The organism is Haloferula luteola (assembly GCF_014201715.1).
Classification (GTDB): Bacteria; Verrucomicrobiota; Verrucomicrobiia; order Verrucomicrobiales; family Akkermansiaceae; genus Haloferula; species Haloferula luteola.
Genome location: NZ_JACHFD010000011.1, coordinates 56,247 through 70,569, shown reverse-complemented (window position 1 = coordinate 70,569; position 14,323 = coordinate 56,247). Strand labels below are relative to the sequence as shown.

The window sequence follows — 14,323 nt, the reverse complement described above, 5'->3', positions numbered from 1 at the left end:
GTCCGCACCCAACGAAATAGCACGACATGTCGAACACCCCATCCGAAGCCCGCGGCAACGGCCAAAAGCGCCGTCGCTCCCGCGGAGGACGCAACCGTAACCGCAATCGCAACCGCGAAAACGAAGGATATTCCAGCCAAAGCCAACCGCAGGCTGAAACCTTCTCACCCTCCGAGCACGCCGGCCAAGGCCAACGCCGCCGCAGGAATCGAGGTCGCGATCGGCAACCCGCCCCCAAGCCCAAGCCCCTCACCTGGTGGCAAAAGCTCCTGAAAGCCATCGGCCTCTACACGCCGCCGGCCCCCACTCCCCGGCCTCCACGGGAACGCGAAAAAAAGGAGATCAAACAAAACACCCGCGTCGCCAAGACCCGCACCCGCAAGGAGCCTGAAAGCCCCGAAAAACGCAGGGAACGGGCCGAAGCTCGCGCTCGTGACGTCGACTCGCGCCGCCTCTACCTCGGCAACCTCTCCTACGAGGCCACCGAGAGCGACCTCGAGGAACTCTTCCGTGGCGTCGGTTCCGTCCGTCGCGTGGAAGTCGTCTACAATCGCCGTACCCATCGCTCGAAAGGCTACGGCTTCATCGAAATGCTCGACACCGACGAGGCCAAGAAAGCCGTGGAAGTCCTCCACGACCAATTCTTCATGGGCCGCAAGCTCGTCGTCAGCGCAGCCAAGTCCGACGGCCCCGCCGATACCGATGATCGCCCACAGGACGACGAAACGGAGGCAACTCCGAGGCGTCCGGCTGCGGCAGTGGCGGCCCCTGAAGTGACAGAAGCCATCGCCGCCGAGGCCCCAGCCGCAGAAACCGAAACTCCCGCCGCACCTGCTGCGGAGACCTCGGAAATCGCCGATGCTGCTGAAATCGCCGAAGTCACCCCGGCCGAGGAGCCCGCAACGGAGTCGACCCTCCCGGAAGCCGAAAAGCCCCAGGCCTAATCACCTCGACTTCACTCTTTCCACCCCGCCGGGTCTCACCCGCGCGGGGTCTTTTTTTGCTCGCCCCCAGACGCATCGTGCCACAGGTCGATGACGTTGAACGCCGTTGGCTCACCCTCCCCGATCTTCCTCTGTGGCCCCACCGCCTCGGGCAAATCCGCCCTCGCGGCAGAGCTGGCCCAGCAATGCGAGGGCGAAGTCGTCAATGCCGACGCCTTCCAGCTCTACCACGGACTCGAAACCTTGGTCGCGGCACCCTCTCCCTCAGAGCGCTCCATCGCACCTCACCACCTCTACGGCGTCCTTTCGCCGGAGGAAACCTGCGACGCCATGCGCTACCGTGAAATGGCCCTTTCGGTCATCCAGGAAATCCAATCCCGAGGTCGCATCCCCATCGTGACTGGCGGTTCCGGCCTCTACCTCAAGTTCCTCACCCACGGACCGGATCCCCTGCCTCCCGGGGACCCTGAACTCCGCCGGCAACTCGACACTCGAAGCTTGCCCGACCTCATCCAGGAGCTCACCCGTCTCGATCCCCTGGAGGCCTCCCGCACCCCCCTCGCCAACCGCCGCTACGTTTCACGCGCCCTGGAAATCTGCCTTCTGAGCGGCCGACCCTGCTCGGAACTCAGGGACCGATGGACGCGAAAAACTCAGGAAATCGACCTCACCCTCACCGGCCTCGTCCTGCGCCGAGAACGCAGCGATCTTCACCGTCGCATCGAGCTTCGGACCCGCCAAATGCTCGCCGGCGGCGCCCTCCAAGAAGTCCGCACCACCCCTCTCTCACCTACCCTCTCCAAGGCCATTGGAGTTCCCCAAATCCGCCAATTTCTGGAGGGGACCATCGACCTCGATCGCTGCCACGAGCACATCGCCGCTGCTACCCGCCAGTATGCCAAGCGCCAAGAAACCTGGTTCCGGCGGGAAAAATGGCTCCTTCCCCTGCCGTGGAGTCCGGGAGCCGACCTTCCCATCTCGGCCGCACTTTCCCTGCTCGGATCATAAAATCGCCCGTTCCACCGCATTTTTCCCATCTCCTGACCCTTCGAAGGCCATCAGGTTTTGACCTCACGCCGGGAAAACCTCATGGTGCGGCCCATGCAGCCCGCCCAGTTCGAGAGCGCCGTGGAAAACATTTACCGCCGCGACTCGCGCTTTGACCCCCAGGCCTACCTCTTTCTGAAAGAGTCCCTCGACTTTACCCTCAAGCGGGCAGCTGAGACCAATTCCGGGCGGGCCCGCCACGTCAGCGGCGTCGAGCTTCTCGGTGGTTTCCGTGATCTTGCCCTTCAAGAGTTCGGACCCATGGCTTCCACCCTCATGGAAGACTGGGGCCTCTCCCAAACCCGACATGTGGGGGAAATGGTGTTTCACCTCATTGAGGAGCAGATGTTCGGCAAGCAGGACTCCGACAAGCTTGAGGACTTCGAACATGTCTTCGATTTTCACGAAGCATTCGAAGTCCCCTACATCCCTAAGAGCCGGCTCGCCTCAAAGACGCACTGAGCTCCGCTACTGCATCACGGCAATCAACAGCTTGGCAAACACGGTCATCACGATCAGTGCCACTGGGTACGCCGTGGCGTAGCTCAACACCGGCAATTGGGAATCCGTGCGAGCCGTCAAGGCTCCCAAAGCGGGCGTCGACGTCATCCCGCCACAAATCCCACCAAGCGCCTGAAGATTGTTCACCTTAAACAGCCGCTTCGCGAACACATAGGTCAGTACCATCGGCACCAAGGTGATGAGAACCCCGGCCAAAAACAAAATCGGCCCGTATTTCATCAACGTCTCCACCATCGAGGCGCCGCCTTTCACCCCCGCATTCGCGAGGAAAAATACCAGACCCAACTCCTGCAGCAATTGACGCGTCGGCCGCGGAATGTGCCCCACCACCCGGCCAATTTTGCCCACATGCCCGAGCAACAACGCCACGAATAACGGCCCTCCGGCCATCCCCAGAGTGATGCCCTCCGTCCCCGGGAGTGCGAACGGAATCATCCCCACCATCACCCCCAAGGCGATGCCCACCGACAACGACAGGAGATCGGTCTCGTCGAAAGCCTGCGAGCGGTGCCCAATCGCCTTCGCAAAGCGATCCAAGTCCTCCGGATTGCCCACCGTGGTGAACAAGTCCCGCCGCTGAATCCGCGTATCCGGAGTCGGCACAAAGGTCACATCCATCCGGGTCACCCGACTGATCATCACCCCGTATTCACGCAACGCCTGCAACTGCTGCAATTCCAACCCAACGATCGCCGCATTCGTGACCACCAAACGCCGCTGCTGATTCTCCACATCCTTGATGAATGGCCGGTCGCTCTTGTGACCGAGGAAATCGATCGCCAAATCCATGTCCTTCTGGCGCCCGATCACAAACAGGTGCTGCCCTTCGGCAAACACATCATCGTAGCGCAACGGAACCAGCCGCTCCCCCTCTAACTTGCGCGAAATCTGCACTGCCCCCATCACCCGGGTCACCACATCGGAAATCGATTTTCCGTACAAATTCGGATTGTTCACCTCGACGAGGGAAGTCAGCACCGAGTTGTAGTGTTCGTTCTCCTGCTTGTAGTCCTCAGCCTCCTTGTCGAGGTCCTGCCGCATCAACCTCGGCATCAACTGCACGAATAGCACCACCCCGATGACCCCAAAGGGATAGGCAATGCCGTAGCCAATGATCACGTTGGATCCTGCATCCCCCAATCCTTCCGTCCCCGCCGCCAATGCCGGAGTGCTGGTCAATGCCCCAGCAAAAATCCCCACCGCCAAATCCACCGGGATCTTCATCCAAGTGTGACACCCCCAAGTGACCAGCGCACCCAGCGCCACGATCACGATCGCCATCTTGGCCAATGTCGCCCCTTCCCGCGCCAATGCCCCAAAGAACCGGCCGCCCGCAGAAATCCCCACACAATAGACAAATAACACCAACCCGATGGTCCCCACAATGTCGGGCAGGGTGAATCCGAGGTGTCCACACAACAGCCCGGTGAACAACACCCCTGAGCTCCCCAAGCTCAAACCTTTGATTTTCACCGAGCCTAACAACAGACCGGCACCGATGACGATGAACAACGCGAAAAGCGGATTTCCGAGAAGAATCTGGATGGAATTCATGGATCGAAAGGCAGCGGACAGGAAACTAACAACCGATCCGTTGCGCGTCGAGCATGGCCGGTTCATGAACTGCTTTCTCACCACCTCATGGGATTTCCCCCGCGTCCACTGCCATCTTCCCTTTCCCCTTCCCAAGCAGGCCGATTCCCGACGCTCAGCAAATCGGGTGAAGCAATGCTCGTCCTTTGCTTCGATGTCGCCGCAGCGAGGAGAAGGGCCTATCGCGGGGTCGCCATGACACGACGCCTTAGCCGTTGGATGGGGGGAAGCCTTGCTGCTTGTTTGTCCACCACCATCGCATTCGGAGCTCCCAATGCCTCCTCGCCCGACTGGATTCCTTCCGGAACTCTCTACCACTCCGACACTCCCGCTTTTCTCCAAGATCTGACCGTCTTTGCTCGATTCCACTATCAACAGGCGTGGGTCGACGGCGATGCTCGAGGCCGGGAATTTTGGTACGATACTCAGGGCGAAATCCGACGCTTCTGGCCGGGCTTCAAAGCCCGCTTCGCCGAGGGTGCCTTGACTCTGCACCACGAGATGATGCTGGAGGACGATGCCCATCCTCGAGGAGGCGATCGCGATCTTTCCTACAAGGCCAATTGGATGTCCTTTGCAGAATGGCAGCTCGATCAAACCTTTCCACAAATCCCCGGCGGCTCCTGGTGGATGGGCTACGGGAAACGCTACTTGCCTCTGGATGAGGAAGTTCTCGATTCTTCCAAATTCATGCCCGTCGTCGAGCGATCTGCCCTTAGCAATCGGGCCCTGATCACAACCGATGGCGGCTCCGCTCCCCTGGGGGCATGGGTTCGCCACCAAAGTGGACCGTGGGAGAGCTTTCTCGGAGTTTATTCCACCGACTCGGCAGCCTACTGGGGCAATTGGGACGACGGCATCGCCTGGATCGCCCAGACCCAACGCGACCTCGCCGAATGGACGGGCACCGACTCCGCCCTCGCCGCCCTCGCCTTCTATTATCAAGACACCCAAGACCGCGAGGAGACCCTGAGTGGTCAATGGAACTGGGTGGCTTCAGCCTGGGCAACTCTGCAGGAAGGCCCCTGGACACTTCGTGGAAACCTCCTTTTCGGCGAAGCCGATTCCACCTCTTCACTTCAGGATGGTCACGTCTGGGGAGCGGTCACAACGGTCCAACGTTGGCTGATTCCCGGCAAACTGGAAGCTGTAGGCAGACTCCACTATCAATCTTCATCCGCCTCGCAGGGGATCACGCCCTACAGCCGCTACATTCCGATCGCCGTTTCGCGCGAACTCAGTGCCCCGACTCCCTCGGTTCGCGGGGATGAGCAACAGAGCCTCTACCTCGGACTCAACGCCTTCATTCACGGCCAGAACCTCAAACTCATGGGAGCAGTCGAATGGGATCGCATTTCCTCCCAATCAACCGCCGTCTTTCACGGCCATACCTACTGGCTGGCACTGCGATCCTACTTCTGAGGGCTTCCTGACCAGTCCGATCTCTATCGGAGATCGCCACCCTTGAGGTCGCGAGAGGCTTCCTGAGAGTTCCCTACCATCGGAAGGGGCGTAAAATGGGGAGAAACCGACTTCACGTCACCCGCCCAGACCGATCGCCCCTACCGCACATCGGGGATTCGACAAGTGCCCTCGGCCACGCTCCCATTCTCGCATGCTCGCCCCTTCCATGCGCTGGTTCGGACCGTCCGACCCCGTTTCGCCAGCCTTCATCCGCCAGGCAGGTGCCACCTCCGTCTTCACCGCTCTCCACGAGATCCCTTACGGAGCTCCCTGGCCCCTTGCTGACATCCAAGAGCGCAAGCAGTCATTGGCCACCGCCGGCCTGAGCTGGAAGGTTGTCGAATCCGTCCCCGTCCACGAAGATATCAAAACAGGAAAAGGCGATCTCACGACACGATTCGATCACTACGCCACCACCCTGCGGCATCTCGCGTCCGAGGGCATCGAGACCGTCATCTACAACTTCATGCCAGTGCTCGACTGGGTCCGCACCGACATGCATTTCCTCATGCCGGATGGATCGAGGTCGATGCGCTACGATCCGGTTCAATTTGCCGCCTTCGACCTCTTCGCTCTGCGTCGACACGGAGCCGAAGACGACCATTCTCCGGAAATCCAGGAGCAGGCCGCAGCCTGGTGGCAACGCCTCGACTCCCCCACCCAACAGAGTTTCATTCGCAGCATCATCGATGTGTTCCCCGGCGTGAAGTGGAACCTCCGTCTCGACGATATCCACGCCATGCTTTCCCGTTACCAGGGCATCGGGGAGCCTGAGCTGCGCCAACACCTTGGGCGCTTCCTCGATGCCATCGTCCCTGTCGCCGAATCTTGTGGCATCCGACTTGCCATTCACCCCGACGATCCCCCATTCCCCATCCTCGGACTCCCACGCATCGTTTCGACAGGTTCACAACTTGAGGACCTTCTCGCCCTGGCACCCTCGCCCTCCCACGGGCTCTGCTTCTGCACAGGGTCCCTGGGTGCTCGCTCTGACAATGCTCTGCCCGAACTGGCGGGCCGTTTCGCCGATCGCATTCACGCTCTCCACCTGCGCAGCACCTCATTGGAATCTCAGGGCGCGTTCCATGAAGCTCCCCATCTCGAAGGATCCACCTCTCTCGCCGAAGTTCTCATATCTTTCCTCCGCCACCGTCGTCGACCCGAAGAAGTGCCCTTCCGCCCGGATCACGGACTCGTCATCATGGATGACCTCGCCAAACCCGAAGGCATCACTCCCGGCTATTCCGCCCTTGGACGCATGAAAGGCCTCGCCGAAATCCGGGGACTCATTCTCGGGCTTGAACTCGGCGCCCACTTGTAGGACAAGTTTGAAAAGATCTGCCGATCCGCACCGTAGCAGGCAGGCCAACCGCTTCACTCATGATTTTCAAAACTCTGCTCTTCACCGGGCTCCTTGCCCTCTCCGCCTCCGCGCTCGAGGAAGGATTTACGGCCCTATTCAATGGCTCCAATCTCGACGGCTGGACCCGCGTCAATGGCTCCGGGGAGTATTCTGTGGTCGACGGAGAAATCGTCGGATCTGGAGAAAAGGTCGCAAACAACACCTTCCTTCGCACCACCAAGACCTACGGCAACTTTGATTTCCGCTTCGAGATCAAGTTCGACGACCTCACTGGCAACTCCGGCATGATGTTCCGAGGTCTCCAAAAACCCGGTGAAGACGGCCGCGTGTTTGGCTATCAGTGCGAACACGACAACCGCAAGGACCGTGCTTGGACCGCAGGTCTCTACGATGAGGCCCGACGCGGTTGGCTCGTCCCTGCCGCGGGAGATGCCAAGGCTGAAAAGGCCTTCACCCAACAAGGGAAGAAAATCTTCAAGTGGACGGATTGGAATGAAATCCGCATCGTCTGCCAAGATCGCCACTTGCAAATCTGGCTCAATGACGAACTCCGTGTCGATTACACGGACGAAGGCGATGATTTCACCCCAGAAGGCTTCTTTGCCCTTCAGGTTCACGCCGGTGACTCCTGTCATGTGCGCTGGCGCAACCTTCGCATCAAGGAACTCTGAGCCTCCGCCGCGCTTCGCATGAGCGACGGAAAATTTGCCATCTGCAACGAGACCTACGGCACGGTGCCGTGGCTTGAGTCGATCCGCCTTGCTGCCAAGCACGGTTACTCCGGTCTTGAGGTCGCACCGTACACGCTTTCCGACGAGGTCAGGAAGTTCACATTGTCGGAGGCCGCCGAACGAGGGCGCCAAGCTCGCGATCTGGGAATCGAAGTCATTGGTCTTCACTGGCTTCTTGCCCACACTTCCGGCCTCCACCTCACCACCCCTGACACGGCGGTTCGCCAGGCCACTCTGGACTACGCGCGCCACCTCGCGGATCTTTGTCATGCCCTCGGCGGCACCGTCATGGTCTGGGGCAGCCCCCAACAACGCTCCTTGGAATCCGACTGGGACCCGACATCGGCTTTCCACCGAGCCGCCGACTTGCTACGCGAAGTCGCCCATCATGCCGGACCTCTCGGTGTGACCTTGGCCATCGAGCCTCTCGGACCGAACGAAACCAACTTCCTCAACACCGCCGAGCAAGGCATTCAGCTCTGCCAACTCGTCGATCATCCCTCTTGTCGTCTCCACCTCGACGTCAAAGCCATGAGTTCGGAGCCCACTCCGATCCCAGAGATCATTCGCCAAAGCCGCGATTGGACCGCGCACTTTCACGCCAACGACCCCAACCTCTACGGGCCCGGCATGGGTGAAGTGGACTACCCTCCGATCGTCGACGCCCTTCGCGAAACTCACTACGACGGCTGGATCTCCGTCGAGGTCTTCCGCTACGACCCCAGCCCCGAACAGGTCGCCATCGCCAGCCGCGACCACCTCCGACGGTTCTTTGGCAGTTAGTCGCTGCCCCATCGATTCCCAAACCCAAACCCATGTCCGACCGCGAAACCCAGCTGCTCGACGAGGCTGCCCAAAAGGGCCCCCTTGGTCGCTTTTTCATCTACGCCCGTCTCTCCGGCCCAGGATGGCTCCAAGGCGCCATCACCCTCGGCGGAGGCTCGCTCACCGGAGCCCTCTACCTCGGCGTCATTGCCGGCTTTGGACTGATGTGGCTCCAGCCTCTCGCCATGGTCTGCGGGATCATCATGCTGTCGGCCATCGCCTATGTGACGCTCACAACGGGACAGCGCCCCTTCCATGCCATCCAGCGCCACCTTCACCCTCTTCTTGGTTGGTCTTGGCTCGGCGCCACCGTCCTCGCCAACATGGTGTGGATCATGCCCCAGTTCTCTCTCGCGACTGCAGCGATCCAACAAAATCTGCTCTCGGAGAAAATCCCCCAAACCGCCATCATTGTCGTCCTCTTTCTGATCGGAATGGGAGTCAATGCCCTCTACCAAGCTGGTGGAGGAGCGGCGAAAGCATTCGACCTCATCATCAAGATCATGGTCGGCACGATCGTCGTTTCTTTCTTTGCCGTGGTGGTCGCCCTGACTCGTTCCGGACAACTGGAATGGAGTTCGGTTTTTCGCGGCTTTGTCCCGGACTTTTCCCTTCTTTTCAAACCCGCGAGCGGCTTTAGCGATCTCATTGAGCGCTCGTCATCGCCCTCGTGGTGGGGCAAGCGCATCTCCAGTGACCAGCGGGATATCATCATCACGGCCTTCGGCACCGCGGTGGGCATCAACATGACCTTTCTGCTGCCCTACACCTTGCTCAAAAAGAAATGGGGAAAACGCCATCGGGGTCTCTCGATCACCGACCTTTCCGTGGGCCTGTTCATCCCCTTCTTCCTCGCCACCTCCTGCGTCGTCATCGCTTCCGCGTCGTCCTTTCACACTCGGACTCACGATGTCGCTCCAGGAGCGGGCGCTCCCCTCATCGAGTCTCTCTCCGCTGCCCATCCAACGATCACCCCGAACGAGGCCGATCGAGAACTCGCCGACATGCTCGTCAAACGCGATGCCAACGCGCTGGCGATCACCCTTGAGCCCTTCGCCGGCCCCGTCATCTCCCAGAAGATTTTCGGCATTGGCGTTCTCGGGATGGCGCTATCCACGATCGTCATCCTCATGCTCATGAACGGCACCGCCTTCATGGAGGCCTTTTCGTCTCCCCACGACGCGCCGTCCCTGGAAACCGAGCCCGCCCGTGAGCGCGCCATCTTTTTCCTCGGGTGTGCCCTTTCCGGCATCTCCGGCTGCCTGTTCCCCTTGTTCTGGAATGGAGCTTCCAAGGCCGCTCTCGCGGTTCCGACGTCGGTGATCGGAGGCTCACTCATCCCGATCGCCTACTTCACCTTCCTTCTCATGATGAACTCCCGGCAGATCCTCGGTCATGAGCGCCCTACTGGCCGCCGACGCTGGGTTTGGAATGCCCTCATGATTCCAGCCACCGCCATCGCCACGGGGGGCTCGGTGTGGGTCCTATGGGGCAAAACGCAAGCCACCAACTGGGAGCGTTACTTTGGCTGGGGAGGTCTGCTGTTCCTCGGGCTTCTCTTCCTCATCGGTACCCTTGGTTTCCTTCGCAACGAACGACGCACTCTCCCATGAAATTCGGAATCATCGGGGCCGGCATGATCGGCCAATTCCACGCCCGCGCCCTCCAGGCCATGTCGGGCGGCACCTTGCACTCGGTCTTTGCCAAACGCCCGGAGGCTGCGGAAGCCTTTGGCCGCGAATTCAACGTCCCGGCATTTTCCCATCTCGATGCGTTTCTCGACGATCCCGAACTCGATATCGTCACCATCGCAACCCCTTCTGGGGCCCATCTTGAGCCGACCCTTGCCGCTCTCGCCGCGGGCAAGCACGTCATCTGCGAAAAACCTCTCGAGATCACGCCCGATCGCATCGACACCATGATCGAGGCCGCCCAGACCGCGGGAAAAACCCTCGCAGCCATCCTCAATCGTCGATTCCACCCCGCCATGGACGCTTTCAAGGCTGCCGTCGATGAGGGAAGGTTCGGCCGCCTGACTTCGGCATCCGCCTACATCAAATGGTTTCGCGACCAGGCCTACTACGACTCCGCAGCATGGCGGGGCACCTGGGCCCTCGACGGAGGTGGCGCCTTGATGAACCAGTCCATCCACACCATCGACGCGCTGCTTCATCTCGCCGGCCCTGTTCGAGCAGTTCACGCCCATACCGCCTGCTTGGCCCACGAGCGCATCGAAGTCGAAGACATCGCCGTGGCTCTCCTCGAATTTGAAAATGGAGCCCGTGGCGTCATCGAGGGCTCCACCTGCACCTGGTCGAAAGACGGCCATCCAGCTCGAGTCCAACTTTGTGGGACAGATGGCTCGGTGTTTCTCGCGGACGAGACTTTCGAACTTTGGGACTTTCGGACCGAACGACCGGGAGATGCCACCTTGCGAGCCACCCTCATGAAAGGGGCCGAAGCCGGCCTGGGCGCCAACGACCCGAAAGCCATCGGTTATCTTCAACACCAACGGAATTTCGAAGAGGTCGTGCTCGCGCTGCGCGAAGGCCGCCAACCGACGACCTCCGCCACCGAAGCCCGCAAATCCGTCGCCCTGATCCACGCCATCTACGAGAGCGCTCGGACCGGGAAAAGCGTTTCACTCTAACCCATCGCCATTTCACCAAGGCCGGACCCTCGATTGCGCCATTCCGAGCTCACCCTACCGCTGCATCCTCCGCACCCTGCGAGACGATACCCACTCCATCACCCTTCTCTCGATCATGACGCCCCATTTCAAACTGACTGGCTTCGCCGACGAAGCATCTCGGGATCTCGAGACCCAGATTCAAGCGACACGCGAATTGGGTTGGACGGCCCTCTCCGCCCGAATGGTCGGAAATGCCAACCTTCACGAATTGCCACAAGACACCTTCGATCAAGTCGCCGACCGCTTGGATGAGGCCGAGATTGAAGTCCCTGAATTTGGATCCTTGATTGCCAACTGGGGCAAAAAAATCGACTCCGATTTCGACGTCACCCTGGCCGAGATCCAGCGCTGCATTCCACGCATGCAGCGCCTCAGAACTTCCCTCGTCCGGATCATGTCCTATGCTCAGGAACCCTGGGGGACCGATCAACACGAACAAGAGCGCTTTCGTCGACTGCGCGAAATCGTTTCCCGCTTCGCCGATGCCGGCCTCACCCCCATCCACGAAAACTGCATGAACTGGGGAGGTTTTTCCGCGGAACATACCCTTCGCCTCGTCGATGAAGTCCCCGGCATGAAGCTGGTCTTCGACACCGGTAATCCCGTCTTTCAGCTCGATCGTTCCAAGCCGAGGGCCGATGGTTCCTTCCCCTGGCAGGATCCCTTCGAATTCTGGGAAAAGGTGCGCGATCACGTCGCCCACATCCATATCAAAGATTGCCTCAACCCAAGCTCTCCCGACGTCGAACCCGTCTATACCATGCCGGGAGAGGGACAGGCGAAACTCCGTGAAATTCTCGCGGATGCCAAAGCCCGTGGCTACCAAGGCTGGATCGCCATCGAACCCCATGTCGCCACCGTGTTCCATGCGCCCGATCCGTCTGCCGTTGATTGGCAGCAATGCTATCAATCTTATGTCAACTACGGCCGACAATTCCAAGAGTTGCTTGCCGACATCTAACGAACGATCGAGAGTGATGACATTCCCGTCATGTCACTTCACTCCTATCCTCGAAGAGTTCCTCATGGAGTTGCCTACGGGCTGATGGGAGCGATCCTGCTCACTTTGCCCGCTCATGCCGGCATGACGGTGATCACGCTGACCGATGCCGCTCGCGCCCGACTCGATGTCCTTTCGTTTTTTCTCTTCGCCTATCTCGTTCTGGGATTGGCGGTGAAAGGCTTGTGGAATTCACTATCCAGAAGCCATCCCCGGTTACCGAGGCTCAGCTACCGAAATGCGCTCGCCCTGTTGCTACTCTCAGGGCTGTTCCTCTACGTGATCCTTACGATGATCTCCGGGGCTCGAGAGCTGCTCACCCCCGGCGCATGGGAAAAACAGGGCATCGGCTACCGCCTTCGCCAGAACGAGGGGAAAATGGAAAGCAAAGAGCTGCGTCGCAGCCGCTTCGAGACCCTACGCGATCAAATTTGGGAGTATGCCGAGGACCATCAGGGCGAGGCGCCCTTGAGCCCCTTTTCCGGGGAAGTCCCACGCGCCCTGTGGCGGCTCCACGATGGCCACTACTTGGGCTACTCGCGTCCGCAGAAAATCGGCACTGGCCGTGACATTGTTGCCTATGAGCCCACATCCGCAGGTCCCCGGCGCTATGTGCTTCTCAACGACGGCTCGATCGAAGACTGGTCGGAAGGCCGTCTTGATTCGGCCCTCAGCCAGCAAGAAAAGCCATGAGTCCGGAGCGTCCGCGCCGTCGCTTTCGATGGGGACTCGTGGTCAGCCTCTCCTTGTTCGGGTGGATGCTCCTCTTTGGATCCGGTCCGGTGGTTTGGATCTTCCTCATCATCTGGCATCTCGGCACTGGTTGGATCCGCCACCCGATCGTCAATTTACCCCACCTCTCGTGGGATCCACTCACTCTTGCTTTCTCTCTCTTCGCGACTGCTGCCGCCGTGCTCCTGCTCCACGGATTTCTTCGCCGAATGACCACGTGGATCCAGCCATTCTCCACCACTCTCCGCGCGACCGGACTTCTTCTCGCTGCCATGGCAGCCGCCACCTCCATGATCGGCATCGTCCACGAAAGCGTCTGGCTGGGCAGGAATCGCATGATCGTTCACTCCTTCCGCTTAGCAAGAGTCATGGCCCTCAATCGGGGGATTCATCTCCATCATTGGCTCATGGAATCCGCAGCCAAAGGTAGGCATCCTCGCACCATTGAGGACATCGTCGCCGCGGATCCTGCGGCCGTCCATCTGGTCCGCTACCCTCCATCCCAGTCGAGCCGTCACATGGAGCCGTTCATCCTGCTCCAACCCGGGGCCGACATCACCACTCTCCCGTCCTCGACGCCCATCCTCGTCGCTACCGAAGTGGAAGGAAACGCTCCGCTGATCATCTTCGCGGATGGTTCCCACCAATTCGTTTCTCCTCAAAAGCTCGACGCCCTCCTCCCGCCATGAAGAGTTCAAGCTTCTCCCGATGGGCGCTCGGAGCGTTCCTTTTCGTTCTCGTCCTGTTCCTTACCGGTCGAGGGCTTCCCGCAACCCTCTCCTTTCTCAAGCATCTCCTTTGGGGTTGGATGGGGTTTTTGAGGAGAAACCTTTCCTCGATGTCGATCGATCCCGAGATTCTCGTCGCGTGGGGAGTGGCCAGCTTGGCGACCATCGGGATCCTCCACCACCTCGCCCGCCGTGCCTTTCGCCTCCCCGGCTGGAGATTCCGCACCTCGCTTGCCGTCGTTGCGGGGACGAGTGTGCTCTTTGGGGCTTCGTTCCTCATTCCTGGGATCTTACTCATGGTTCGAACGCCGATGGATGGATCCTGGACCCAGACTCATCGTCCCTCCCATCTCGGTCACCTCAAGATGCTGGCACTTGTCTTGGAGGACTCGGTGGGTGATGCCAGCCGGTATCCCGAATCTTTGGAATCCATCTTCCTTTCGGAAGACATGGATGCCTTCGACACCCGGGCACTGTCGTGGACACGCCAAAAGGGTGTGCTGTATCCCGCAGCCGGTCAGCCGTTGAGTCAGAGCGACACATTCCCACTGCTCATCTTGCCGCCGGATGAGGATCAAAGGGGAGGCGTTGTGTTCGCGGACCTCCACATGGCACCCATCTCCGCGGAAGATATCGAAGGACTTCTCGATCGGGTCCCCACTGCTTCGACTCCCTGAGCCGC

Annotated in this window: 14 protein-coding genes; 13 read left to right on the top strand and 1 reads right to left on the bottom strand. The window is 60.0% G+C overall.

The features are described from left to right. Window positions 1-26 precede the first annotated feature (26 nt). From HNR46_RS11850 to HNR46_RS11840, 3 genes are all read left to right on the top strand, one after another. Window positions 27-944 (top strand): RNA recognition motif domain-containing protein, encoded by a 918-nt coding sequence (locus HNR46_RS11850; RefSeq protein WP_184019048.1) that lies wholly within the window; start codon window positions 27-29, stop codon window positions 942-944. Between the two features lie 90 nt (window positions 945-1,034). Beyond that, entirely contained in the window at window positions 1,035-1,952 is a 918-nt protein-coding gene (gene miaA / locus HNR46_RS11845) for a tRNA (adenosine(37)-N6)-dimethylallyltransferase MiaA (protein WP_184019046.1), read from the top strand. Between the two features lie 93 nt (window positions 1,953-2,045). After that, the gene (locus HNR46_RS11840) at window positions 2,046-2,453 is read left to right on the top strand and encodes a Minf_1886 family protein (protein WP_184019044.1); all 408 of its coding nucleotides are present in this window, start codon (window positions 2,046-2,048) and stop codon (window positions 2,451-2,453) included. A gap of 6 nt (window positions 2,454-2,459) precedes the next feature. On the opposite strand, the gene HNR46_RS11835 is transcribed toward HNR46_RS11840, so the two are convergent. Beyond that, window positions 2,460-4,067, bottom strand: coding sequence for an aspartate:alanine exchanger family transporter (locus HNR46_RS11835; protein ID WP_184019042.1), 1,608 nt, complete (start codon window positions 4,065-4,067; stop codon window positions 2,460-2,462). A gap of 234 nt (window positions 4,068-4,301) precedes the next feature. Between HNR46_RS11835 and HNR46_RS11830 the strand changes: the two genes are divergently transcribed. The 10 genes from HNR46_RS11830 to HNR46_RS11785 all read left to right on the top strand — a co-directional run bounded on the left by HNR46_RS11830 (window position 4,302) and on the right by HNR46_RS11785 (window position 14,318). After that, the gene (locus tag HNR46_RS11830) at window positions 4,302-5,528 is read left to right on the top strand and encodes a hypothetical protein (RefSeq protein ID WP_184019040.1); all 1,227 of its coding nucleotides are present in this window, start codon (window positions 4,302-4,304) and stop codon (window positions 5,526-5,528) included. Between the two features lie 193 nt (window positions 5,529-5,721). After that, a complete protein-coding gene (uxuA, locus tag HNR46_RS11825; protein WP_221285136.1) occupies window positions 5,722-6,891 on the top strand; it encodes a mannonate dehydratase in 1,170 nt (389 codons plus the stop codon). Between the two features lie 59 nt (window positions 6,892-6,950). Next, on the top strand, window positions 6,951-7,604 hold the full coding sequence (locus HNR46_RS11820; protein WP_184019038.1) for a 3-keto-disaccharide hydrolase: 654 nt from the start codon (window positions 6,951-6,953) through the stop codon (window positions 7,602-7,604). 18 nt (window positions 7,605-7,622) lie between these two features. Then, window positions 7,623-8,447, top strand: coding sequence for a sugar phosphate isomerase/epimerase family protein (locus HNR46_RS11815; protein WP_184019036.1), 825 nt, complete (start codon window positions 7,623-7,625; stop codon window positions 8,445-8,447). Window positions 8,448-8,479: 32 nt separating this feature from the next. After that, window positions 8,480-10,102, top strand: a complete 1,623-nt coding sequence (locus HNR46_RS11810; RefSeq protein WP_184019034.1) for a divalent metal cation transporter — start codon at window positions 8,480-8,482, stop codon at window positions 10,100-10,102. Continuing rightward, window positions 10,099-11,139 (top strand): Gfo/Idh/MocA family protein, encoded by a 1,041-nt coding sequence (locus tag HNR46_RS11805; RefSeq protein WP_184019032.1) that lies wholly within the window; start codon window positions 10,099-10,101, stop codon window positions 11,137-11,139. The genes HNR46_RS11810 and HNR46_RS11805 overlap by 4 nt, the downstream gene beginning before the upstream one ends. A 115-nt stretch (window positions 11,140-11,254) precedes the next feature. Further along, a complete protein-coding gene (locus HNR46_RS11800) occupies window positions 11,255-12,142 on the top strand; it encodes a sugar phosphate isomerase/epimerase family protein (protein ID WP_184019030.1) in 888 nt (295 codons plus the stop codon). Between the two features lie 30 nt (window positions 12,143-12,172). After that, on the top strand, window positions 12,173-12,874 hold the full coding sequence (locus tag HNR46_RS11795; RefSeq protein ID WP_184019028.1) for a hypothetical protein: 702 nt from the start codon (window positions 12,173-12,175) through the stop codon (window positions 12,872-12,874). Further along, window positions 12,871-13,602, top strand: coding sequence for a hypothetical protein (locus tag HNR46_RS11790; protein WP_184019026.1), 732 nt, complete (start codon window positions 12,871-12,873; stop codon window positions 13,600-13,602). The genes HNR46_RS11795 and HNR46_RS11790 overlap by 4 nt, the downstream gene beginning before the upstream one ends. Next, a complete protein-coding gene (locus tag HNR46_RS11785) occupies window positions 13,599-14,318 on the top strand; it encodes a hypothetical protein (RefSeq protein ID WP_184019024.1) in 720 nt (239 codons plus the stop codon). Before HNR46_RS11790 ends, HNR46_RS11785 begins: the two co-directional genes overlap by 4 nt. Window positions 14,319-14,323: the final 5 nt, after the last annotated feature.